Genomic DNA, 24,853 nt, shown 5'->3' on the forward strand with positions numbered 1-24,853 from the left:
TACATTTAGCAACAAATCTACATTGCATATTATCGACTACACACTAAAATAATATGTCATATTCGAAAAAAAATTCTTAAATGATATATTTTGCAGATAAAGTAATGAATAGCCAGAAAAGAGTAGAATTAAGACAACGATGTATCATTTTTCAGTATAGATAGTGACTAAAAATGTGAAAAAAAAGTTAGCCCAAAAGGACTAACTTTTCTAATAAATACTACCCTTTATTAATCTAGTGTTACAGCACTTACTAATTCAATGCTTTCACGCTATCTCGCTCAACCAAGGTCGGCTCTAATTCGATGATCTGGTTACTACTCGTCTTGTTATTAATTTTTTCCAGCAACATATCCACCGCTTTTTGCCCTAAACGATGCTTAGGTTGGTGAATCGTGGTTAATGACGGGGTAATATATTTAGCTAACTTAATGTCATCATAACCTATGATAGATAGGTCTTGTGGTACTGAGATGCCCAACTTACTGGCGCTATTAATCACGCTCATCGCCATCATGTCATTACACACAAACAGTGCGGTCGGTAATGGGCCATTGGCAACCATTTCAGCAAAGGCTGTTTCACCACCTTCACATTCAAAATTACCTGCCGTCACCCAGTTAGGATTAATCGCTAAACCCGCTTCTTCCATTGCTTGGGTAAAACCAGCAAAACGTTGCTGTGCAGTTAACTTATCTAACACACCGGTAATACAACCTATGTCAGTATGGCCTTTAGCAATCAGATGTTGCGTAGCCATATAACCACCGCGATGGGAATTATCTTGGATCTTATCGCAAGAAAAATTAGTTGGGCCCCAATCCATCACTACCGTAGGCACTGGCTTGTGACGTTCAAACAAATTAAAACCTTGGCTTTCAACTTCACTGCACATCAACATGAGTCCATCCACACGCTTCTGTAACAGCGTATCTAGGTTGGCATGCATACGCGAAATATCACCTTCGGTATTACAGAGAATAAGCGTATAACCGTGTTCATAACAACGACGCTCGACACCTTTCAATACTTCACCAAAGAATGGGTTGGTTGAGGTTGTTACTAACATACCAAAGGTTTTGGTATTTTGGACTTTAAGACTACGTGCTAATGCCGACGGTGCATAACGCAACTCGTCAACTGCCGCTTTTACACGGGCAGACACATCTTCACTAACATAGCGTGTATTATTTAATACATGACTTACCGTAGACGTTGATACGCCTGCATGCCTTGCTACGTCTTTAATTGTTGCCATTGGCTAATTTTGTCCATAATGATGCCAGTTAATATAAACATATTAACTGGTTTATAAAAAGTGTTTTACTTTAGCCTTGCGCTGCTAAAAATGCGTCGACTTCGGCTTTTGTTGGTATCGATGTTTGCGCTCCAACACGAGTAACCGAAATTGCTGCCGCTGCATGGGCGAAAATAATCGCATCATTTAATACCAGTCCAGCTTGTAAGCCCGCTAGCAGGCCGCCATTAAACGTATCACCCGCCGCGGTAGTGTCAACCGCATCGACACGGAAACCTTTAACTTGCTTGCCTTCACCACGTTCACTGATCCAAACCCCTTGGCTGCCTAACGTAATCATTACCTCGCTAATGCCTTTAGCATGCAATACATTTGCCGCCACTTGCGCCGATGCCATATCCGTGACTTTAATACCCGTTAATAATTCAGCTTCGGTTTCATTGGGGGTGATCAGATCTACAATCGCTAATAATTCATCATCCAACGCCTGTGCAGGTGCTGGGTTTAATACCACGCGCGTACCGGCTTGCTTGGCTATTTTAGCCGCTTGGGTAATCGTTGCAATCGGCGTTTCTAATTGCATCAACAGTGTATCAGCTTGAGTGATTAAATCGCTATGTGGTGCTAGACGTTCTGGTGTTAAACAGGCATTGGCTTCTGCTGAAATACAGATACTGTTTTCACCAGTTGCCGCCACTTGGATCATTGCGATACCCGTTGGGGTATTTTGCTCAATCATCACCGCTTGGGTATTAATACCATCACGGGTAAATTCGTTAATCATGTTATGACCAAAGCTGTCATCACCAACGCAGGCAATAAAAGCAATATCAGCGCCTAAACGCGCTGCGGCAACCGCTTGGTTAGCGCCTTTACCACCAGGGATCACGGCATAACTATGCCCAAGTAAGGTTTCGCCTGGACGCGGGAAAGAAGCCACTTGTAAAACATGATCAGCATTTACACTGCCTAACACAACTAACTTATTCATAATGAAACCTTAATACGTTGTAACTGGAGAGAATAAAATATGACTTAATGACACGGTAAGTTGAGCACATAGCATTAAGTCATATTTTTTAATAGTGAATAAATAGCGGCAAGGGAATAACGCTTAACACTGTTCCCTTGCCGTTGTAATTACTGCGTGATCACTTTAAGTGGTACAGCGATACTTTTTTCTACTGGCTGACCTTTAAGTACTTTGTCTGCGGCTTCAACACCAAGTTCACCAATGAGTGCAGGTTGTTGTGCAATTGTAGCGCCTAGGATGCCACGCTTAACTGCTGCAAGACCATCTTCAGTGCCATCAAAACCAACGATTAATACATTTTTACCTGATGCTTGTACTGCACGTAATGCACCCAATGCCATTTCATCATTTTGAGCAAATACCGCTTGTACGTCTGGGTTAGCAGCAAGCATATTTTCCATTACATTAAGACCTTTAGTACGATCAAAATCAGCTGGTTGGCTAGCTAGCAGATTCATTTTATTTTTATCAACTGCTTGCATGAAACCTTGGCCACGTTCACGGGCTGCAGATGTACCTGCGATGCCTTCTAGTTGGATAACTTTAGCATTAGCGCCAATGGTATCAGTAATATATTGACCTGCCATTTCGCCACCAGCAACGTTATCAGAGGCAATGTGGCTAACTACTTTACCGCGACTTGCACCACGGTCTAATGTTAATACTGGGATACCAGCACGGTTAGCCATACGGATCGCATTCGACACTGCATCTGAATCTGTTGGGTTGATTAGAATTGCTTTTACGCCGCGAACGGTAAGATCTTCAACGTTCGCTAATTCTTTACTTGGATCGTTCTGTGAGTCCAGCACAATTAACTCGTAACCTAAGGTTTTAGCTTTCGCTTCTGCACCTTCTTTCATTGTTACAAAGAAAGGGTTATTTAGCGTCGATACCACCATTGCAATAGTATCTTGCGCCATAACGGTTGCACTGAAAGAAGCTGAAACTACAGCTGCAGAGATCAAGGTTGCTAATTTTTTCATTACATATACCTTTTTAAGTTAATTCTGCTGCGCCAGATAGGGTACTGGTGCTCACAGTTTTTTGTTACTGTTTGTTGTGATAACTATTTTTGTTGTTATAAATTACTGCTATTTTGTTTTTTATTGCTTTGTTTTTTATTAATCGCCGAAATTATTTCTTTTTAGTATCTACCAATACCGCAAGTAGAATAACCACTGCTTTAGCAATCATTTGGAAGTATGAAGATACATCCAATAGATTTAATGCGTTGTTTAGGAAACCGATAATAAGTGCACCAATCAAGGTACCCATAATACGACCTTTACCACCAGCTAGACTTGTTCCGCCTAATACTACCGCTGCAATCGCATCTAATTCATAACCCATACCTGCTGTTGGTTGCGCCGATGACAAGCGCGACGTAACAATCAAACCCGCTAATGCAGCAAGTGCACCACAGATGGCATACACACCAATTTTCACTTTATCTACATTGATACCGGATAAACGAGCCGCCGCTTCATTACCACCAATCGCATAAACATAACGACCAAAGCGCGTGTGGTTTAATAAATACCATACCGAAGCAAATACTATTACCATCAACCAGATAGGCACGGGAATACCTAATAAGTAATCAGTACCGATTAATGAGAAGTTGTCTGCAACATCAGTAAAACCAGTCGAGATAGGGCGACCTTCGGTATATACCATAGTCACACCACGTAATAATGTCATGGTGACCAGCGTGGCAATGAAAGCCTGCACCTTACCTTTGGCGATGATAATACCACTCATAGCACCTAACGCAGCACCTGCAAACAACGCCACCGGAACGGCAATCATCACCGATACTTCCATCGAGATTAATGTCGCCGCAAATGCACCACATAAGGCTAAAATCGAACCAACACTTAAATCAATACCTGCGGTTAAAATCACTAAGGTCATGCCCACAGCAATAATCGCATTTACCGAGGTTTGACGTAATATGTTTAAAATATTACCCATAGTAAAAAAGTTAGGATTTAAGAAAGACACCACCACAATCAATAAGATCAGGGCGATTAATGATTTTTGTTCAATTAACCATTCTTTGGTGAATAGTTTATTCGTGATAGTTTTAGTCATTGCATCGCCACTTATGTTGCTGGAATTGTGATTAACGGTTTGATTCTGGCTCACTGTTTTATTTGGGTTCATATGTTGTTCAGGTTCATAGAACCGCCTCATTGATACGCTTGCCAACAGCACACGCCATTAGTTTTTCTTGGTTAGCATCTGCGGCCATAAACTCACCACTGATACGCCCTTCGTGCATCACTAAAATACGGTCGCTCATGCCCAACACTTCTGGCATTTCTGACGACACTAAAATAATGCTCATGCCTTCGGCTTTAAATTGATTGATTAACTGGTAGATCTCTTTTTTAGCACCAACATCTACACCACGAGTCGGTTCATCTAAAATAAGTACTTTAGGACGGGTCATCAAACCTTTGGCAATCGCCACTTTCTGTTGATTACCACCGGATAAATTACCAATAATTTGATCACGGCTGGGGGTTTTGACATTAAACAAACGGATAAAATCTTCCACTGCACTGGCTTCTTTGCCATGGTCTAACTGCAGCCCTTTCGACAGTGAGTCTAATGCACACAACGACATATTTTCTTTAACCGATAAGCCAAGTACTAGGCCATCACCTTTACGGTCTTCCGAGATATAAGCAATACCGTTAGCCAAACCATCACGTGGGGTAATAGGGCTAATCACTTTACCTTCTAACAATACATCGCCAGATTCACGCGGCAATGCACCATAAATTGCTTTCATTAACTCGGTGCGGCCTGCGCCCATTAACCCGGAAATACCTAAGATCTCACCATGGTCTAAGGTAAAGCTGACATCATGCACACCCGCTGCAACAATGCTCTCAACTTCCAGACAACGCGTACCGTGCTCAGCATCAATACGCGGATAAATTTCGTCAAGACGGCGGCCTACCATTTTTTCAATCAAGCCATCTTCATCAATATCGGACACCGCTATTTCAGCAATAAATTTACCATCACGAAGCACGGTAATATCATCGCAAATTTCAAAGATTTCTTTTAAACGGTGGGAAATATAAACGATACCGCAGCCTTCATTACGCAGCTCGTTAATCACTTTAAATAATGATTTAGTTTCGCTATCCGTCAATGCATCGGTCGGTTCATCCATGACAATCACTTGCGATTTAAATGACAACGCTTTGGCGATCTCAACCATTTGTTGTTCGCCTAGACTTAATTCGCCCAGCAACTGACGTGAACTGTGTTTTACATTTAAACGTTGTAATAATGCATCTGCATCACGATACATTTTCGTCCATTTGATACCGCCAAACGCATTGGTTGTTTCACGGCCTAAATAAATGTTTTCAGCAATTGTTAACTCAGGGATCAAGTTTAGTTCTTGATGAATGATACTAATGCCGACTTCTTGAGAATGACGCGGGCCATCAAAAGTAACATCACTACCTTGATAGTTAATATTACCTTTGTCCATGTGATAGATACCCGTAAGTACCTTCATTAGCGTCGACTTACCGGCACCATTTTCGCCCAGTAATGCCATTACCTTACCTGGGTATACATTCAAACAAGCATTATCCAATGCTTTTACACCGGGAAATGATTTTTCGATACCACTGAGTTTTAAAATTGCTTGCGTCATGTCAGTTCCTACTTTATTCCGCATAAATCGCTGTTATTACGTTTGCTCTAATCAATACTGTGCTGAATAAAAACAGCAGCGTTAAAACACCACGCCAGATTGAAAAATCACATTCGCATAAGGGGTGCATTCACCAGTACGCACAACGGCTTTACTTTGCTCAGTCCGTTGTTTAAATGCTTCGTGACTAATATAAGTGATTGCGATGGTTTTATTGGTTAGCTGTTCTTCATTGGCTATCACATCAAGTAAGGCGCTATGTAGTTCAGGGCTAACCGCAGCAAACTCTTCTGCCAGTACGATACCTTCAATTTGCATCTCGCCAAGAATCGCTGTAACCGTGGCGATAAATGTCGGCACACCAGGTATAAGCGCAAGGTCGATACGTTGCGTTGCCGCAGGAACCGGTAAACCAGCATCACAAATGGTGATCTCGTTGGTATGGCCAAGCGTTGCAACTAAATAAGATAAGTCTGCGTTGATAAGTGCATTTTTCTTCATGGGTTCACGCCTTACAAGGTGAAAATAATTCAATCTGAGTTTTCAATATAATTACATAATACGCCATCGAAACGTTTGCGCAAACGTTTCGATGGGTTAAATATAGTCAAAAATAAGGATAATTCTAGTCTCTGAGTATAAAAGTGCGAGTTAGATCTAAGATCTAGGCTAATTTCTTTCATTTGAAATCGAGAGGATATTTTTACGAAGAAAAACACTTATATCGAAAGTAATAGGTCATGTAAAAATCAGTTGAAAATAAAATTATAACTATCATGTACTAATCTGCACATCGCTACAAAACGATTAATTTTTAAACCATACGTTCGAATTTATAATCTTCAATACATAAGCCACGGTAGGTAATAATGCACTTAGAGTTTTACGAATATGCAGATTTTAATATCGCATTTACGACCGACTTCATGTTTTTATTCTTGGTTATGCGGTAATTTAGTCTCTAATATTATTTGTATATAATAGAGTTAAAACATGAAGAATCGTTATCAAGTAGCAATTTCAGCAGGTCTACTTGCTGCGCTATGGTGTGGTATAGCCGATATGTTTCATCTGGTTACCTGGATAGGTTTTTTAAGTTGCAGTACTTACTTTGCGCAACCAAAAACCGGATTTCAGGGGGTACTAATGGCCTGGTTCACTAATTTATCGGGTGTATTTTGGGCTTGGTTAGCTATCACAGGCAGTGGCTTTGTCGAGACACCATTGTTAGGTTATCTGCTCACAGGCATTGTAACGAGTGCTATGTGCTTGCAAGCCAGCTATAGCAAACTCGCCTTTATCCCCGGTGCTTTTATTGGCTGCTGTATTACCTTTGCCATGGCCGGTGATGTGCATGCTATTATTCCACCATTACTGCTTGGTGGCCTACTCGGTTACGGCATGACGCAATTAACAGCCTTGTTTGTTAGTTTTAAAGCAACACCACAGCACGCTTAATTCCCGCTATTCAACTCACCAAGAGTTCATATTCAAACCGCATAAGAGCTAGATGATCGCTAGCTCTTTGGCATGTCCCCATCTAGAACTAATCAGCATATCCCATCAATAAAGAGCCATTAATTCGGATTGTAAAGATTCAGTCTCAATTAATTCAAACCAGTCAAATCTAAGTTTGCCGCGCTAAATATAATAAAGACATATTGAAGAACACATGATGTAAATTTCGGTCTGTTGATGGCAATTTGATGAGCTAGTGAAACGATAGTGAGGCATTAATACAATAGAGTTTAGAGTGAAGTTGAATTTTTAATTTTTAATTTTTAATTTTTAATTTTTAATTTTTACAGGGTATGAACTGAAAAGGTATAACTTGAAGAGAATCAGGAGCCACGCGAGACGTGACTCCACAAACTTATACTAAGATTAGGTTCTTAGAATTTGTAAGATGCAGCAAAGTAATGTGCGAAGCCTGAAGTGTCTAATCCACCAAATGCAACACCATCTTCAAGTGTATAAACATCGCTATACGCTTTTAGGCCGTAACCCACAGAGTAACGCTCTGAGTGCCAGTAGATACCATTAAACATAACACCACCACTACTAACATGGTTTGCATCTGTATCAGCACCAAACTGGTAATCAACATAACCCTGGTAAGAAATGAAACTGCCGTTATCAAAATTAACAAAAGGTTTGAACCAGTTCATCGAGAATTGGTAACCATTCCAATCTTTAGCGTTAACATCGTATAAACCATAAACGTTCATACCTACTTTACCTAACCAAGGAACCATCACATCAGAACCTAGACCAAAGAAAGCGTTATTAACATCGTCGCCAATTGCACCGCCACCCCAGTTAAACAAAGTAGCAACATATACTTCTTGTACAGGACCGAAAGATAAATCTTTACCTGTCATGCCATCAAGAGAGAAACGCGGTGCAAGTTTCATAAACATCTTGCTAGCGCCATCATTTTTGTCTGAACCACTAGAGTTTTTATTCGTTAAGTTGAATACATCAACATAACCGTATAGATCAACAACCCCTGAGCGGCCGCCAAATTCCATTTCTAAATAATCATGTTTCAGATTATCTTCGCTGCTTGGCTTTTCACCAATCGCATACATTAAGTTGAACTGTGACCATTGGTAATCATTCTTGTGAATATCATCAGAATAATCAGCCGCGAACGCGTTGCAAGAGATAGCAGCAAGAGTTGTTGCAGCTAATGCTGCGTTTTTAACATTTTTCATAGTTAATTCCATTTTATGGTGCACAGCTCTGTATGAGTCAGCGCTATTTTTTATGGCGCGAGTGTATCGCGATTACAAAAAAGTTCAATATTGATGAGGGTAAATTAGAGTTAGATGTCTAAAAGTGTGATCGAACACAAACTTCCAATGGTTATCTATCTAATAGTACTTTCATTCAAAACTTTGACGTTTACTAGTTGTTCGTATTGAATAATTACTCAAATTGAGCATTCGTCATTTTAACTTGAAAACTTGCTATAAATCGCATACTTAGCTCACATAAATCGTTATAGTTATTTATTTTAAAGGTTCCACAATGAATTATAAAAACTTTGCATTAAGTGTTCTTAGTATTGCCATTGCAACAGGCTGTACCACTCAACCAACAAAGCAAATAAATACGCATCAGTGGATCCAAGATAAAGAATATAACCTGACCATTTTGCATACCAACGATAACCACGGTAATTTTTGGCAAAACAAATACGGTGAACGCGGCATGGCTGCACGTGCGACACTCGTAAACAATATCCGCAATGAAGTTCAAGCTGAAGGTGGTTCTGTGTTACTGCTCTCTGGTGGCGATATAAATACCGGTGTTCCAGAATCAGACCTACAAGATGCGGAACCTGACTTTATTGGCATGAATATGATTGGTTATGATGCGATGGCTATCGGCAACCATGAATTTGATAACCCGCTTGACGTATTAGCGAAGCAAGCAGGCTGGGCTGAATTTCCTTTCCTTGCTGCAAACATATATAAAAATGGCGAACGTATGTTCGATGCTTACAAAATATTCAACAAAGATGGCATAAAAATAGCCGTTATCGGTCTTACCACGGAAGACACAGCCAACATAGGCAACCCTGAATTTATCAGTGAACTTGAATTCAAAGATCCAAAAGTTGAAGCTAAGAAGGTAATAGCTGAACTAAAAGCAACTGAAAATCCGGACGTGATTATTGCCGCGACGCACATGGGCCACTACCTAAACGGCGACAATGGTTCTAACGCACCCGGTGACGTACAACTGGCGCGTTATTTAGATGAAGGCGATCTAGACATGATCGTCGGCGGTCACTCACAAGAACCAGTTTGTATGGAAAGTATCAATCAATATGCCGATTTCAAGCCGGGTCAGGATTGCAAACCAGACCAACAAAACGGCACTGATATAGTGCAAGCACATGAATGGGGTAAGTATGTTGGCCGTGCTGATTACACTTTCATAAATGGCGACTTCACGCTGCAATCGTACAGTCTCATTCCGGTTAACTTGAAGAAAAAAGTGAAGAATGCGGATGGTAAAAAAGTCCGAGTGCTTATCCAAGATGAAATCGTGCAAGACCAAGCTGTATACGACACCCTAAAACCTTTTCAAGATAAAGGCCAAGTAGCACTTAATATCCAAATTGGTGCAACTAGCGACATACTACAAGGCGAGCGTAACGTCGTCCGTAACAATCAGACTAATCTGGGTCGTTTAATTGCCACTGCACATATGCAACGTGCCAATGCAGACTTCGCGATAATGAATTCAGGTGGTGTCCGAGCTTCTATCGAAGCCGGTGACATCACTTATAAAGACGTATTGAAGGTACAGCCATTCGCCAATATCATTACTTATGTAGATATGACAGGGGCGGAAGTAATGGATTACCTCAACGTTGTTGGCACTAAAATGCGTGACTCAGGCGCTTATGCACAGTTCGCTGCTATCGCCATGACGGTAGCAGGCGATCATGTAACGAATGTCGTTATTGCTGGTAAAGCCCTTGATACCAAAGCTACATACCGCTTCACAGTGCCATCATTTAATGCCGCAGGTGGCGATGGCTATCCAAATATCACTGCGCATCCAGCATTTGTAAACACAGGTTACGTGGATGCTGAAGTGCTAAAAGAATACATCCAAGCTAACTCACCAATTAATGCAGCAGACTTTACGCCACAAGGTGAAATCAGCTATCAATAAGATCATATAAGAAAAATCACCATAACAATTGAATCAGTGGTCATTAAACGTAATAAAAAAGGCTAATAAACAATGTTTATTAGCCTTTTTAGTATTTATCCAATCAGAGTTTATTAATTACTTAAGCCACCAGCAAACAAGCTACAGCATGTACTTCATCACCGTCTAACGTCGGTTTAGTCTCTGCACAAGCAGCTGTCGCTACCGGGCAACGCGTACGGAATACGCAACCTGATGGCGGATTAAGTGGCGAAGGTAAATCACCTTCTAGCATTTCAATCTTTTTCTGACGCTCTAGTATCGGATCGGGGATCGGCACTGCAGACATCAAGGCTTTGGTGTACGGATGTTTAGGCTCGGCGAACAAGGCTTTTGACTCACCAAGTTCCACAGCATTACCCAGATACATAACTAACACACGATCTGAAATGTGCTTCACTATCGATAAATCATGGGCAATAAAGATCAGGCTTAAACCTAGTTCTTTTTGCAATGATTGTAATAAGTTCACTACCTGCGCTTGAATCGATACGTCCAATGCCGATACCGGTTCGTCACAAATAATCATCTTAGGTTTCAAGATTAACGCTCGAGCAATACCAATACGCTGACACTGACCACCAGAGAACTCATGCGGGTAACGGTTGATCACGTTTGGTAGTAAGCCTACCTTGGTCATCATATCCTTCACCTGTTCTTTCACTTCCTCTTTACTAAGACGAGGGAAAAAAGTACGTAGTGGCTCGGCAATAATATCACCCACTGTCATACGCGGATTAAGCGATGCGAGCGGGTCTTGGAAAATCATTTGAATTTCTTTGCGTTTTTCACGCATTTCATTGTGCGGTAAACGCGTCAGGTCTTGTCCTAACCACACGACATTTCCTTCAGCCGCAGGCACTAAGCCAATAAGTGCACGGGCAAAGGTTGATTTACCACAACCAGATTCCCCTACTACACCCAGCGTTTCCCCTTCGTATAACTTAATACTCACACCATCAACCGCTTTAAGCGGTCTGGGTGGCGCCCAAGGCCATAATGACTTTGACGGAATATCAAACTGTACTTTAAGATTGTTCACTTCTAACAACAATTCTTTTTTCACCGCTTTTACAGCAACTTGTTCTTGCGTTGTTACTACAGTTTTATCTGCTGCAACGTCTTTCTTTTCAATAACAGTCATTACCATGTCTCCTGATCTGAGAAGCAGGCACGCAAACGATCGCCAGCAAACGGGAGTAATTGTGGTGGTGCTTGCTTACAGTTTTCTTGTGCGCGATGACAACGTTCTTGATATGCACACCCTTTTGGCAAGGATAACATGTTAGGTGGATTACCCGGAATAGTCGGTAAAATATCACCTTCAGTATCTAAACGTGGAATCGACTTCAGCAGCCCTTCAGTATAAGGGTGGCTCGGTGTATAGAAGATATCATTGACCTTGCCATACTCCATCGTACGACCGGCATACATCACCAATACTTTGTCACAACTACCAGCAACCACACCTAAATCATGAGTGATCATAATAATAGCGGTATTAAACTTATCTTTTAATTCATTCAATAGCTGCATGATCTGCGCTTGAATCGTTACATCTAATGCCGTTGTTGGTTCATCAGCAATCAGTAACTTCGGACGACATAACAACGCCATTGCGATCATCACACGTTGACGCATACCGCCGGAAAATTCATGTGGGTACATATTGATACGCACACGCGCTTCAGGGATCTTAACGGCTTCAAGCATGAATACAGATTCTTCAAAAGCTTCTTTGCGTGACATGCCTTTATGATGCGTAAGTACTTCCATCATCTGTTCACTGACCTTCATGTAAGGATTCAATGATGTCATAGGGTCTTGGAAAATCATCGCAATTTGTTCTGCACGAACATGGTTAAGTTCTTTTTCCGGTAAATTTAAGATCTCTTTACCTTCGAACTTAGCACTACCAGTAATAATACCGTTTTTTGCCAGCAATCCCATGATCGCAAATACGGTCTGAGATTTACCCGAACCAGACTCGCCAACAATACCCAGCGTTTCACCTGGGCTTAGAGAGAAATTTAAATCATTAACTGCAGTTACATTACCGTCTTGGGTAGTAAACTCAACGCGTAGGTCTTTAACATCTAGTAAACTCATCTGACATCCTTAATCTTGTTCTAGCGCTACATCTAACTGTGTAGTCAGCAATATATTTTACGCTAGAATGACTTAAATTAGGTTCTGCTCACTTTAAGCCATTCTATTTAGCAATTATCTGTCTTTTGGATCAAGCGCGTCACGTAGACCATCGCCGACATAGTTAAAGCAAAACAGGGTGACAACCATGAACAGCGCTGGGAAACCTAATTGCCAGATAGCCAGTTCCATCGTTTGTGCACCTTCTTGCAATAACGCGCCCCAACTGGTCATAGGCTCTTGCACGCCTAAGCCGAGGAAGCTAAGAAAAGATTCAGTTAAAATCATGCTTGGAATAAGTAGCGTTGAGTACACGGCAACAATACCTAATACATTCGGTACGATATGACGGGTAATAATACCCCACTTGCTCACACCACATACATGCGCCGCTTCGATGAACTCTTTACCGCGTAAGCTTAGCGTTTGACCACGGACAATACGCGCCATGTCTAACCAAGCAATCGCACCAATCGCTACAAAAATTAAGATAATGTCACGACCAAAGAAAGTCACTAATACGATAACCAGGAACATAAACGGAATAGCGTAAAGGATCTCTAGGATACGCATCATTACACGGTCAGTTTTGCCACCGATAAAGCCCGATGCAGCGCCGTATAACGTACCGATAAGCACAGCAACGAATGCGCCCATCACACCAACCATCATCGAAATACGACCACCAATAAAGGTACGTACCAGTAAGTCACGCCCTAAACTGTCAGTACCGAACCAATGGTCCGCTGATGGCGGCGCATGCATCGCATACCAATCGGTATCATCAAATGCATATTGGCTAAACATAGGTACGAAGATCACCGAAAGCGTGATCAGAAATAAGATGAATAAACTGACCATCGCGGCTTTATTACGCATAAATCGAATACGCGCATCCTGCCACAAACTACGGCCTTCAATCTCTAAATTTGTCGAGAAGTTGTTTAACGCTTCGACTTTTGCTGTTTTAGATAACATACCTAATCCCTTAGTAACGAATTTTCGGATCAACATAAGCAAGTAGAATATCCACTACTGCATTGAATAAGATAAACAAGAATCCGATGAGGATCGTGACACCCATAACCAAAGAATAATCACGGTTAAATGCCGCGTTTACAAACAGCTTACCAATCCCTGGTAAACCAAAAATTGTTTCGATAACCACTGAACCCGTGATAATACCAACGAAAGCAGGACCCATATATGAAACCACAGGTAACATCGCTGGTTTCAATGCATGTTTCATTACGATGTATGGGAAACTCAACCCTTTCGAACGCGCAGTACGAATAAAGTTACTGTTCATGGTTTCAATCATGCTACCGCGGGTAATTCGCGCGAAAGTAGCAACATATAACATCGACATACCTAATACCGGTAAAACCATGTATTTCAGTGAACCATCAAGCCAACCACCAGCAGGGAACCAGCCAAGATCAATCGAAAATAAGTAAATAAGCGCGGGTGCGAGCACAAAAGAAGGCAGTACCACCCCGATCATGGCCGTTGACATAATACTGTAGTCTAACCACGTATTCTGATTTAAAGCAGCTATGGTGCCGACGAAGACGCCGAATACCAGTGCGAATACAAAGGCGAAAGCACCAATTTTTGCTGATACCGGTAATGCCGAAGCAACCAGTTCATTTACGGTAAAATCTTTGTATTTAAAAGAAGGGCCTAAGTCACCTTGAATGACATTAGTAAGGTATGTGGTGTATTGCTCAAGTACTGGCTTGTCTAAACCATACTTCGCATTAATATTTGCCATCACTTGTGGCGGCAGCGTTCTCTCGCTTGAAAATGGGCTGCCAGGGGCAAAACGCATAAGGAAAAAAGACACGGTGATCAATACCAGCATCGTCGGTATTGCTTCTAGAATTCGTTTTAAGATGAATTTAAGCATAATCTAACTCAATCTATGACAATTTAAAAATGAAGAAGACTGCATGCGTGATACCGCATGCAGTTGATATCTAAAAATTAATAGTATGGAAAACTATTACTCAGCGATGATGTACATATCTTTAGAGTAAAGTTGATCTTGTGCGTTATTTTCCGCATAGCCGCCCACATGTGGGTTAACTAAACGTGCAGTAACGTACTGATAGATAGGCGCGATTGGCATGTCTTTCGTTAATAGTGCTTCTTGAGCATAATACAACTCTTGACGTTTCGCTTCAGATGTTGCTTTCACTGCATCTTTTGTCAGCTTATCGTATGCTGCGCTCTTATAGTGGATACCACCAGTCGTGTTGCTGCCTTCCATTAATGAAGTGAATGTCGATGCTTCATTATAATCGCCACACCAACCAGCACGAGCGGCTTCAAAATCACCCTGCTTTTTCGTTTCTAGGTAGCTTTTCCACTCTTGGTTTTCAAGTATTACCGATACACCTAAGTTTTTCTTCCACATAGACGCAATTGCAACTGCAATTTTCTTGTGATTTTCTGACGTATTATACAATAGGCTGAATTCTAGTGGGTTTGATTTGTTGTAACCCGCTTCCGCTAACAATTCTTTCGCTTTTTCATTACGTTCTTTTTGCGTCATTTTGCCATAAGCAGGAATCTCAGGGCTAAAGTCTGCAACGATTTCAGGCGTTAAGAAGTAAGCTGGTTTCTGGCCTTGACCAAGAATCGCGTTGGCGATGATATTACGGTCAATAGAATAAGAGATCGCTTTACGTACACGTACATCATCAAATGGTGGTTTGTGTGTATTGAAGTTGTAGTAATAAGTACACAAGTTACCTTTGATTGCTACCGACTCTGCATGTTCTTTCTGTAAACGACGGAAATGCTCGTTTGGCAGTTCGTAAGTAAAGTCAATTTCACCAGATAGGAAACGATTCATTTCCGCAACTTGGTTTTCAATTGGTAAGTAAGTTACTTTATTTAAAACTGTTTTCGCATTATCCCAATATTGTTCATTACGCGTAAGCACTAGACGTTCGTTCACAACCCATTTGTTCACAACAAACGCACCGTTACCAACGAAGTTTTCTGGTTTAGTCCATTTGTCACCGAATTTTTCTACGGTTGCTTTATGCACTGGCTTCATCGTTGTGTGAGCCATCATCTTAACGAAATAAGGTACCGCAGTTTCAAGCGTTACTTCAAATGTGTTGGCATCAATCGCTTTAACACCCAAAGTAGACTTGTCTTTTTTACCGCCGATGATATCAGAAGCATTTACCATGGTAGTCATATCTAGATACCATGAATAAGGTGAAGCAGTGGCAGGATCAACCGCGCGTTGGAAGCTATATACAAAATCATCAGCCGTTACAGCATCGCCATTCGACCATTTCGCATCTTTACGTAGGTAAAAAGTAAATACTTTATTATCTTTAGTTTCCCAACGTTCAGCCACACCTGGAATAGTAATACCATTTGCATCTTGGTTTACAAGACCTTCAAGTAAATCACGTAATACATGCGATTCAGGAACACCTTCCACTTTTTGTGGGTCTAACGACGCAACTTCAGTGCCGTTACCACGAACAAGCTCTTGGCTTTTAGCAAGCTTAACACCGGCAGGAACTTCAGCAGCAGTGGCAGTGAGGGAAGTGGCAGCAAACGCAAGACCTGCGCTTAATAATAATGATTGGGTGATTTTATTCTTTAACATGTACAACTCCAGTACGACAATTACATCCATGACCTTTAAATTTGTTTTATATTTCAATTATTGTTGAATTGCAATATCAAGCATCTCTAAAGGAGTAGTATTTACAATAGCAATTAATTCATTTAATTGCTAGATATTCTAAACTATCATCAATCGACAACCGTTAATACCTACAATACGACAATTGTTAAGATTAAGTGTTTAATTGTGACCCTAATATACTTAATTAGCCCTTATTGGAATACATACTCAATAATTAGCCAGTGTTAATACTTATGGGTTAATACTACCCGCGGGATCAATAGCCAAAAAAAAGCTCGCAACATGTGACAATCCACGTTGCGAGCCTCTCTAACTTCTTACTTAACCCTATCTAACTACATCCAACGGCTCAGATAGTTTCGCCTTACCTTGCATTATGCCGATTTCAACACGACGGTTTCGGCGTAATTCACTTTTAACATCCGTTAAAGGTTGGGTATCTGCCATGCCCTGTACAATCAAACGATTTTCAGTGAAATCTTTAACCTTTAACATCTCATGGGCAACTGACACAGCACGCTGACTCGATAAGTCCCACTTCGAACGATAGAGTTCTGAATGTAACTGCTCTTTCCCAGTATGCCCTGCAATCGTAATAATGCCCGGAATTGTTGCTAATAGTTGCGCTACCTTTTGGATCACAGGACGAAAACGCGGTTGTAAAAAAGCCGAACCCGCAGGAAATGAACCTTTTTCATTGATCCGGATTATGATTTGTTGACCGAGGTTTTCGACCTCAACCCCACCACTTTCCACTTCTTCTTTTAGTGCTTCGGCTAATGCTTTAACTAACTCACTGGTATCTTCGGTTACTTCTATTTTTTCTGTTGGGGTATTATCACGGGTTGAGGTTTCTGGTGATTTACCACCATTATTGTCCTCTGCTTGTTTATTTTTACCACCAGCGTCTTGCTCTTCACCGTCTTTAAAATCCAGTTCTGCTTCACTATTATCGATGGTGTGCTGCATGATGGTTTCAATCGGCGTTGGGTCCGGACGACCGGGACGAAACTCCTGAGCGATAACCGTGGTGCCCTTGGGAATATTCTTTACATCAATCTGATTTTGGACACCAAAGGCAAACTGCATCGAGCCAGCAATCTGCTTAAATTTCACCACATCCATCTCTGAAAATGACAGTAGTAAGACAAAGAAGCACATTAACAAGCTCATTAAATCGGCAAATGTTCCCATCCACGCAGGTAGCCCTGGGGGTGGGCAATCACATTCATCTGACATAGGGTATCTCTCTACTCACGAAACTATCTACTGACTAAGCTATCTACTGACTAAAACGACTTACTAAACTATCAATGCAAGCTATCATTAATAGCGAAAACTAAACTTCAGAATTGCCCACTTCACGTTTTGATGAATTGAGGTAATTCTTTAATAAGCTTTCGATTACCCTTGGGTTACGGCCTTCTTGAATACCTAAAATAGCATCCATAATTAAGGTGTTATTCAACATTTCTTCTTCAGAACGGAGTTTCAATTTACCCGCAATTGGGATCGCCATCATATTGGCAAAAATGGCGCCATATAGGGTCGTTAATAAAGCAACCGCCATCGCCGGACCAATGGATTTAGGATCATCCATGTTTGATAACATAGCAACCAGGCCAACCAAGGTACCGATCATCCCCATCGCCGGCGCAACTTCGCCGATCATAGTAAAGACGTGAATACCGCTTTTGTGGCGTGCTTTGGTCAATTTAATATCTTTTTGCAATGTCTGGCTGACAACGGTTGCATCATGGCCATCGACTAATAAGTCGATACCTTTTTGCATGAATTCATTCTTTACTTCAGCCTCCTCAAGCGCCAAAAAACCGCCCTTACGTGCTGCATCGGCCATTTCTACCGCTTGTTCGATTAAATCTTCTGGTTTATCAATTTTGAACATAAATGCTTTTAGTGCAATTTTTGCCGCGGCTAAAAACTGGCCAAAATTAAAATGCATCAATACCACAAACAGTGAACCGACAAATACAATTAATATCGACCGTGTATCAATAAACATCGCGATGTCGCCGCCCAGCACCATTGCCATTACGACAAAGGCAAACGAGCCGAGTAATCCTATTAAAGTTGCTAAATCCACAACATTCCCCATCTCAAGCAAATTATCATCATATTTCTAGCGAGTGTATTCATTGAACTATATCGGCAAGCAAGTAAATATCTTAAGTGATCTTGTCTTACTTATCGTTGTCATCTCACAGTTAAGCTGTATATACCTTATTAACTTGGGTATAATACCCGAGTATATTATCAGAGGGATACCCGATGGCGGTAAAAAAACCAGAAAATATGACGTTTGAGGCGTCTATTGCAGAGTTAGAGACAATTGTGAACAGCTTAGAGCAAGGTGATTGTGAACTTGATAATGCGTTAAAACAATTTGAACGTGGTATTAGTTTAACCCGTGCAAGCTCGCAAAAACTGCAGCATGCTGAACAGCAAGTAGCAATATTACTCGCCAACGGTGACCAGCAAACACTTGCTCCCTTCAATTCTGACAGTAGTAATTAAATAGTGCAGCTTTCAAATTCAATCGCCTTATATCAAGGCCGTATCAATGATTACTTGCAGCAGCAAATAAACTTGTTACCAATACATAATACTCAGCTTGCCGCTGCGATGGAGTATGGTCTATTACAAGGCGGAAAACGTATTCGCCCGGTGATCGTATATACTGTAGGTGAAATGCTCGGTGTTAATCTTGGCGATCTTGATGGCCCTGCCGCTGCAATCGAATCTATTCATGCCTATTCATTAATTCATGATGACTTACCGGCCATGGACGATGATGATTTACGTCGCGGTCAACCGACTTGCCATATCAAATTCGATCATGCAACGGCTATCTTAGCGGGGGATGCATTGCAGCCTTTCGCATTCGAACTATTATTGGATTGTGCACTCTCGCCTGAAGCTGAAAAGAATCGTTTAGCGATGTTAAAATCACTGACTCAAGCCAGTGGTTATCGCGGTATGTGTGGCGGCCAAGCGATGGATTTAGCCGCAACCGATAAACAGGTGTCATTGACTCAACTTGAAGCTATTCATAATAATAAAACTGGTGCACTTATTAATTGCGCAGCAAAACTCGGTGTTCTGGCATCACCACATTGCTCGGTTGAATTATTAGCGGCATTAGATAAATGGTCTAACGCTATCGGCTTAGCATTCCAAGTGCAAGATGACATTCTTGATATAATCAGCGATACTGAAACGCTGGGCAAACCACAAGGCTCGGATGTTGAATTAAATAAATCAACTTATCCGGCATTACTTGGTTTAGCTGGGGCACAAGAAAAAGCCCAAGCCCTGTATCAACAAGCGATGTTCGCCTTAGAAACGATTCCGCATGATACGACCACTCTCGCATTATTTACGCAGTACATCATCGAGCGAAATAAATAACAGATTCTAACAAAGTATAAAAATTATAAAAATTATGAGCTTAGATATTTCGAATTACCCTACATTGGCATTAGCTGACATTCCAGAAGAGTTGCGTCAATTACCCGCAGATCGTCTCGATGACCTGTGTGATGAACTGCGTAGCTATTTATTACAATCAGTAGGTAAAAGTGGCGGTCACTTTGCTTCCGGTTTAGGCGTTGTTGAATTAACGGTTGCCCTGCATTATGTCTACAATACCCCATACGACAAATTATTATGGGATGTAGGTCATCAAGCTTACCCGCACAAAATTTTAACCGGTCGTCGTGATCGCATGTCGACTATTCGTCAAAAAGGCGGATTACATCCCTTCCCTTGGCGCGATGAGAGTGAATACGACCACCTGAATGTTGGTCACTCATCGACATCAATCAGTGCAGCTCTCGGCCTTGCAGTCGCTGCTGATCAAGAAGATAAAAATCGTAAAACTGTGGCGATTATTGGCGATGGTGCGATTACCGGTGGTATGGCGTTTGAAGCGCTAAATCACGCCGGTCATATCAATAAAGACGTACTGGTTATTTTAAATGATAACGATATGTCGATTTCAGAAAACGTTGGCGCGGTGAATAAACATTTAGCCAAACTATTGTCTGGTGATATTTACTCTAGTTTTCGTGAAAATGGTAAAAAAGTACTCTCAGGTATTCCACCAATTAAGGAGCTTGCGCGTCGCGCTGAAGAGCACTTAAAAGGCATGGTAGTACCCAGCACTTTATTTGAAGAATTCGGTTTTAACTATATCGGCCCAATTGATGGCCATGATGTTAACGGTTTAGTTGAAACATTGCGTAATATGCGCAGCCTGAAAGGCCCACAATTTTTACACGTGGTCACCAAGAAAGGTAAAGGTTATGCGCCAGCTGAACAAGATCAGCTTGGTTACCATGCAGTGCCTAAATTCAACCCAGAAGAAGATACTTTACCTGTTGCAGCACCGTCAAAACCAACTTTCTCAAAGATCTTTGGTAATTGGTTATGTGACGTAGCGGTTACAGATAAAAAGCTTGCTGCAGTGACACCTGCGATGGGCGCTGGCTCGGGTATGATCAAGTTCTCTGAAACTTACCCAAAACAATATTTTGATGTGGCGATTGCCGAACAGCACTGCGTTACGTTTGCTGCGGGTCTCGCTATTGGTGGTCATAAACCCGTTGTGGCTATCTATTCAACGTTTTTACAACGTGGTTATGATCAGCTGATTCACGATGTCGCGATCCAAGATATTCCGGTCTTGTTTGCCATTGACCGTGCAGGTCTTGTCGGCGCAGATGGTCAAACTCACCAAGGTGCGTTTGATATTAGCTTTATGCGTTGTATCCCGAAAATGGTGATCATGACGCCAAGTGATGAAAATGAATGTCGTCAAATGCTGCATACTGGTTACCAATATAATGGTCCTGCTGCGGTACGTTATCCACGTGGCAGCGGTACTGGCGTTGATGTTGAACAAGCATTTACTGAATTTGAAATCGGTAAAGGTATTGTCCGTCGTCAAGGTGAAAAAGTGGCGATCTTATGTTTCGGTACCTTAATGCATAACGCTATTCCAGCGGCTGAACGCTTAAATGCCACGGTTGTTGATATGCGCTTTGCTAAACCGTTAGACGAAGCACTATTAACTATAATGGCGAAGACTCATGATATCTTAGTCACTATCGAAGATGGCGCTATCATGGGTGGTGCAGGTTCTGGTGTGAATGAATACTTGATGGCGAATAAGTTAATGACACCAACATTAAACTTAGGTCTGCCAGACAAATTCATTCATCAAGGTACCCAAGATGAAATCTACGCTGAACTTGGCCTAGATGATATAGGTATTGAAGCCAGTATTAAGGCGTTTATTGCGCTGTAATCTTCATCATTACAAACGATAGCTAATAAAAAGGCTCTACTCGATTCACATCAAGTAGAGCCTTTTTTATTTAGTCTAATGGCTTAGCCTACATTAGGGCTAAATACGTTGCTCTTCAACAGCATGACAAGCAATTAACGATTTACCATATTTAACTAATGTCGGTTGTTCGACATTACAACGTTCATTAGCAAACTGGCAGCGTGCATGGAAAGCACAACCTTTCGGTGGATCAAGTGGCGATGGTAACTCACCCACCAGCTTAATACGTTCACGACGGTGTTCCGGATTTAGCTGCGGAGTACTGGATAGTAAAGCTTGGGTATACGGATGACGTGGATTAGCAAACAACTCTTCTTTCGTCGTGTGCTCAACAACGCGGCCCAGATACATCACAATAACTTCATTGGCAATGTGTTCGACCACAGATAAATCATGTGAGATGAATACATAGCTTAAGTTCAACTCGTCTTGTAAATCCATCATCAAGTTTAATACTTGCGCTTGTACCGATACATCCAGTGCTGATACCGGTTCATCTGCCACAACCACGTTTGGATCTAGCATCAAACCGCGGGCAATGGCGATACGCTGACGTTGACCGCCCGAAAACATATGCGGGTAACGGTCGTAATGCTCGGTCTTCAAGCCTACTTTCGCCATGATCGCCATGGATTTCTCTTTACGCTGGGCTTTCGTTAACTTGGTATTGATCTCTAATGGCTCTTCTAAAATTTGTCCCACTTTTTTACGTGGGTTTAGCGAACCATATGGGTTTTGAAATACGATTTGGATTTTTTGACGCAATACTTTGAATGTGTCTTTATCCATTCTCAATAAATCTTGACCTTGGAAATCAATCTCACCATGGGTAGGCGTTTCAATCATCGTCAGCAAACGCCCTAGCGTTGACTTACCACAACCTGACTCGCCTACAATCGCTAACGTCTTACCTGCGTCTAACGTAAATGATACGCCATCAAGCGCTTTTACTGTCGCATCCGGTTTACGGAAACCTTGTGATACTTGATAATGTTTTTTCAGATCAACCGCTTTTAATAACGGTTGTTGCTCTGCAGTATTGGTACTTACAACGTCACTCATGCTGCAGGTCTCCCTTCGATAGTTAACGGCGTATGACATTTAACCTGACCTAATGGGCTTTCATGTGCGCCTGGCTCTTCGGTGCGACACTTATCGATTGCATACGGGCAACGTGGATTAAGCAGGCAACCAACAGGACGGTCATATGCACCAGGAACCACACCTGGCAAGGCCGCAAGGCGAGATTTACCGATGGCCGACTCTGGTGATGAGGCGAGCAAAGCTTGAGTGTACGGGTGCTTAGGATGTTTAAATACTTCCTCAGCTTTGCCTGTTTCTACAATCTGCCCGGCGTACATCACCACAACACGATCAGCCACTTCAGCAACCAAGGCTAGATCATGAGTAATAAGGATCAGGCCCATGTTATTTTTCTTCTGCAGGTCAACCAGCAGGTCAATAATCTGCGCTTGAATAGTTACATCCAATGCGGTTGTTGGTTCATCTGCAATTAATAGTTTCGGATCACAGGCCAATGCCATGGCAATCATCACACGTTGGCTCATACCGCCAGACAGTTGATGTGGATAGACATTCAAACGACTTTCCGGTGCCGGAATACCGACTAAATCCAATAATTCAATCGCCCGTGCTTTACGTGCTGATTTACTACCGCCTTGGTGTACTTTCAATGTTTCCATGATCTGATAACCTACCGTGAAACACGGATTCAAACTGGTCATCGCGTCTTGGAATATCATCGAAATATCAGCACCCGTCAATTGACGTCGGCGCTTTTCAGGCATAGTTAACAGGTCTTGACCTTCATACAACAAACTATCTGCAGTAACGATTCCCGGATGGTCAATTAAGCCCATGATAGACATCGAACTCACTGATTTACCTGAGCCAGATTCGCCAACAATACCGAGGATCTCGCCTTTATCAACACTATAACTAATGTTATCAACCGCTCTGAAGCCGCTGAATGTGACTGATAAGTTTTTAATTTCTAACAGTGACATAAACCAACCTCTTACTGTTTCAATTTAGGATCAAGTGCATCACGCAAACCATCACCCATTAAGTTAAATGCTAATACGGTTAACAAGATTGTCACGCCAGGGAAGGTAACAACCCACCATGCGCTTTGTACATATTGACGTGCGTCCGCTAGCATGGTGCCCCACTCAGCTGTTGGCGCTTGAGCACCTAAACCAAGGAAACCCAGTGCTGCCATATCTAGAATTGCATTGGAGAAACCCAATGTTGCTTGTACGATCAGCGGTGCTAAACAGTTTGGTAATACCGCATTAAACATGATGCGCAGTGGACCAGCACCGGCAATACGCGAAGCGATGACATAGTCTTTGCTCATTTCAGTCATAGTTGATGCACGGGTTAAGCGCACATAGTGTGGAATCGATACCACGGCAATCGAAATCGATGCATTCACAATGCTAGGTCCCATAATAGCCACAATCGCAATCGCTAATAATAGGCTTGGCATGGCTAACATGATGTCAACTAAACGCATTATCACGGTTTCAATACGACCACGATAATAACCAGCAACCAGACCTAATAAGATGCCGATACCCAGTGATAAGGTCACCACTAACATACCTACAAACAGCGATAAACGCGCGCCGTGAATCAAACGCGATAAAATATCACGACCAACCGCATCGGTACCCAACAGATAACCGCCAGTCCATGATGGTGGCTGCAGTAGCGCATCACGGAACTGTTCAATCGGTGAATAAGGGGCAATTAAATCTGCAAACACAGCAACGAAAATCATCATTGCGATATAAACCAGACCCACAACGGCGCCTTTATTGGTACTAAAATATTTCCAAAATTCTTGTAATGGCGTTAACGGTCGCAGTTCAATCACTGGCGCATTATTTGAAACTTCACTCATAATCTTTTATTCC

The 24,853-nt window shown here is 41.8% G+C and carries 22 protein-coding genes; 5 read left to right on the plus strand and 17 right to left on the minus strand.

Annotated features, from left to right (window positions below; all coding sequences use genetic code 11):
* Positions 1-253 precede the first annotated feature (253 nt).
* The 6 genes from CXF93_RS18310 to rbsD form a co-directional block, all read right to left on the minus strand.
* The gene (locus tag CXF93_RS18310; RefSeq protein WP_101063957.1) at positions 254-1,258 is read right to left on the minus strand and encodes a substrate-binding domain-containing protein; all 1,005 of its coding nucleotides are present in this window, start codon (positions 1,256-1,258) and stop codon (positions 254-256) included.
* 70 nt (positions 1,259-1,328) lie between these two features.
* Positions 1,329-2,249, minus strand: coding sequence for a ribokinase (gene rbsK, locus CXF93_RS18315; RefSeq protein WP_101063958.1), 921 nt, complete (start codon positions 2,247-2,249; stop codon positions 1,329-1,331).
* Positions 2,250-2,398: 149 nt separating this feature from the next.
* On the minus strand, positions 2,399-3,277 hold the full coding sequence (gene rbsB / locus CXF93_RS18320; RefSeq protein ID WP_101063959.1) for a ribose ABC transporter substrate-binding protein RbsB: 879 nt from the start codon (positions 3,275-3,277) through the stop codon (positions 2,399-2,401).
* Between the two features lie 151 nt (positions 3,278-3,428).
* Positions 3,429-4,388 carry a ribose ABC transporter permease gene (rbsC, locus tag CXF93_RS18325; protein ID WP_101064065.1) on the minus strand — a complete coding sequence of 320 codons (960 nt, stop codon included), beginning with the start codon at positions 4,386-4,388 and terminating at the stop codon, positions 3,429-3,431.
* Between the two features lie 85 nt (positions 4,389-4,473).
* Complete coding sequence (rbsA, locus tag CXF93_RS18330) at positions 4,474-5,979, minus strand: ribose ABC transporter ATP-binding protein RbsA (RefSeq protein WP_101063960.1); 1,506 nt, start codon at positions 5,977-5,979, stop codon at positions 4,474-4,476.
* Between the two features lie 81 nt (positions 5,980-6,060).
* Complete coding sequence (rbsD, locus tag CXF93_RS18335) at positions 6,061-6,480, minus strand: D-ribose pyranase (protein ID WP_101063961.1); 420 nt, start codon at positions 6,478-6,480, stop codon at positions 6,061-6,063.
* 492 nt (positions 6,481-6,972) lie between these two features.
* Between rbsD and CXF93_RS18340 the strand changes: the two genes are divergently transcribed.
* Positions 6,973-7,437 (plus strand): DUF1097 domain-containing protein, encoded by a 465-nt coding sequence (locus CXF93_RS18340; RefSeq protein WP_101063962.1) that lies wholly within the window; start codon positions 6,973-6,975, stop codon positions 7,435-7,437.
* Between the two features lie 434 nt (positions 7,438-7,871).
* Here CXF93_RS18340 and CXF93_RS18345 read toward each other — a convergent pair whose 3' ends face one another.
* The gene (locus tag CXF93_RS18345; protein ID WP_101063963.1) at positions 7,872-8,696 is read right to left on the minus strand and encodes an outer membrane protein OmpK; all 825 of its coding nucleotides are present in this window, start codon (positions 8,694-8,696) and stop codon (positions 7,872-7,874) included.
* Between the two features lie 316 nt (positions 8,697-9,012).
* Between CXF93_RS18345 and ushA the strand changes: the two genes are divergently transcribed.
* Positions 9,013-10,674 carry a bifunctional UDP-sugar hydrolase/5'-nucleotidase UshA gene (ushA, locus tag CXF93_RS18350; protein ID WP_101063964.1) on the plus strand — a complete coding sequence of 554 codons (1,662 nt, stop codon included), beginning with the start codon at positions 9,013-9,015 and terminating at the stop codon, positions 10,672-10,674.
* Positions 10,675-10,795: 121 nt separating this feature from the next.
* On the opposite strand, the gene oppF is transcribed toward ushA, so the two are convergent.
* The 7 genes from oppF to pomA form a co-directional block, all read right to left on the minus strand.
* Positions 10,796-11,779 (minus strand): murein tripeptide/oligopeptide ABC transporter ATP binding protein OppF, encoded by a 984-nt coding sequence (gene oppF, locus CXF93_RS18355; RefSeq protein WP_101064066.1) that lies wholly within the window; start codon positions 11,777-11,779, stop codon positions 10,796-10,798.
* Positions 11,780-11,856: 77 nt separating this feature from the next.
* A complete protein-coding gene (locus tag CXF93_RS18360; protein WP_101063965.1) occupies positions 11,857-12,822 on the minus strand; it encodes an ABC transporter ATP-binding protein in 966 nt (321 codons plus the stop codon).
* Positions 12,823-12,936: 114 nt separating this feature from the next.
* Complete coding sequence (gene oppC, locus CXF93_RS18365) at positions 12,937-13,839, minus strand: oligopeptide ABC transporter permease OppC (protein ID WP_101063966.1); 903 nt, start codon at positions 13,837-13,839, stop codon at positions 12,937-12,939.
* 10 nt (positions 13,840-13,849) lie between these two features.
* The gene (gene oppB, locus CXF93_RS18370) at positions 13,850-14,770 is read right to left on the minus strand and encodes an oligopeptide ABC transporter permease OppB (protein WP_101063967.1); all 921 of its coding nucleotides are present in this window, start codon (positions 14,768-14,770) and stop codon (positions 13,850-13,852) included.
* Positions 14,771-14,866: 96 nt separating this feature from the next.
* Positions 14,867-16,498 carry an ABC transporter substrate-binding protein gene (locus CXF93_RS18375; RefSeq protein WP_101063968.1) on the minus strand — a complete coding sequence of 544 codons (1,632 nt, stop codon included), beginning with the start codon at positions 16,496-16,498 and terminating at the stop codon, positions 14,867-14,869.
* A gap of 369 nt (positions 16,499-16,867) precedes the next feature.
* Positions 16,868-17,779, minus strand: a complete 912-nt coding sequence (locus CXF93_RS18380) for a flagellar motor protein MotB (protein ID WP_101063969.1) — start codon at positions 17,777-17,779, stop codon at positions 16,868-16,870.
* Positions 17,780-17,879: 100 nt separating this feature from the next.
* A complete protein-coding gene (gene pomA, locus CXF93_RS18385; RefSeq protein ID WP_101063970.1) occupies positions 17,880-18,644 on the minus strand; it encodes a flagellar motor protein PomA in 765 nt (254 codons plus the stop codon).
* 185 nt (positions 18,645-18,829) lie between these two features.
* On the opposite strand from pomA, the gene CXF93_RS18390 reads away from it, so the two are divergent.
* Genes CXF93_RS18390 through dxs form a run of 3 tightly spaced genes read left to right on the plus strand, consistent with a single transcriptional unit; the run spans position 18,830 to position 21,869 of the window.
* Complete coding sequence (locus CXF93_RS18390) at positions 18,830-19,075, plus strand: exodeoxyribonuclease VII small subunit (protein ID WP_101063971.1); 246 nt, start codon at positions 18,830-18,832, stop codon at positions 19,073-19,075.
* Positions 19,076-19,078: 3 nt separating this feature from the next.
* Complete coding sequence (ispA, locus tag CXF93_RS18395) at positions 19,079-19,969, plus strand: (2E,6E)-farnesyl diphosphate synthase (protein ID WP_101063972.1); 891 nt, start codon at positions 19,079-19,081, stop codon at positions 19,967-19,969.
* A 34-nt stretch (positions 19,970-20,003) separates the two neighbouring features.
* A complete protein-coding gene (gene dxs / locus CXF93_RS18400) occupies positions 20,004-21,869 on the plus strand; it encodes a 1-deoxy-D-xylulose-5-phosphate synthase (RefSeq protein ID WP_101063973.1) in 1,866 nt (621 codons plus the stop codon).
* 99 nt (positions 21,870-21,968) lie between these two features.
* On the opposite strand, the gene CXF93_RS18405 is transcribed toward dxs, so the two are convergent.
* The 3 genes from CXF93_RS18405 to dppC are packed head-to-tail and all read right to left on the minus strand — an operon-like array spanning position 21,969 to position 24,840.
* The gene (locus tag CXF93_RS18405) at positions 21,969-22,973 is read right to left on the minus strand and encodes a peptide ABC transporter ATP-binding protein (RefSeq protein WP_101063974.1); all 1,005 of its coding nucleotides are present in this window, start codon (positions 22,971-22,973) and stop codon (positions 21,969-21,971) included.
* Entirely contained in the window at positions 22,970-23,938 is a 969-nt protein-coding gene (gene dppD, locus CXF93_RS18410; RefSeq protein WP_101063975.1) for a dipeptide ABC transporter ATP-binding protein, read from the minus strand. Before dppD ends, CXF93_RS18405 begins: the two co-directional genes overlap by 4 nt.
* 11 nt (positions 23,939-23,949) lie before the next feature.
* Positions 23,950-24,840, minus strand: coding sequence for a dipeptide ABC transporter permease DppC (gene dppC / locus CXF93_RS18415; protein WP_017221102.1), 891 nt, complete (start codon positions 24,838-24,840; stop codon positions 23,950-23,952).
* Between the last annotated feature and the right edge of the window lie 13 nt (positions 24,841-24,853).

This window comes from Moritella sp. Urea-trap-13 (genome assembly GCF_002836355.1).
Taxonomy (GTDB): domain Bacteria; phylum Pseudomonadota; class Gammaproteobacteria; order Enterobacterales; family Moritellaceae; genus Moritella.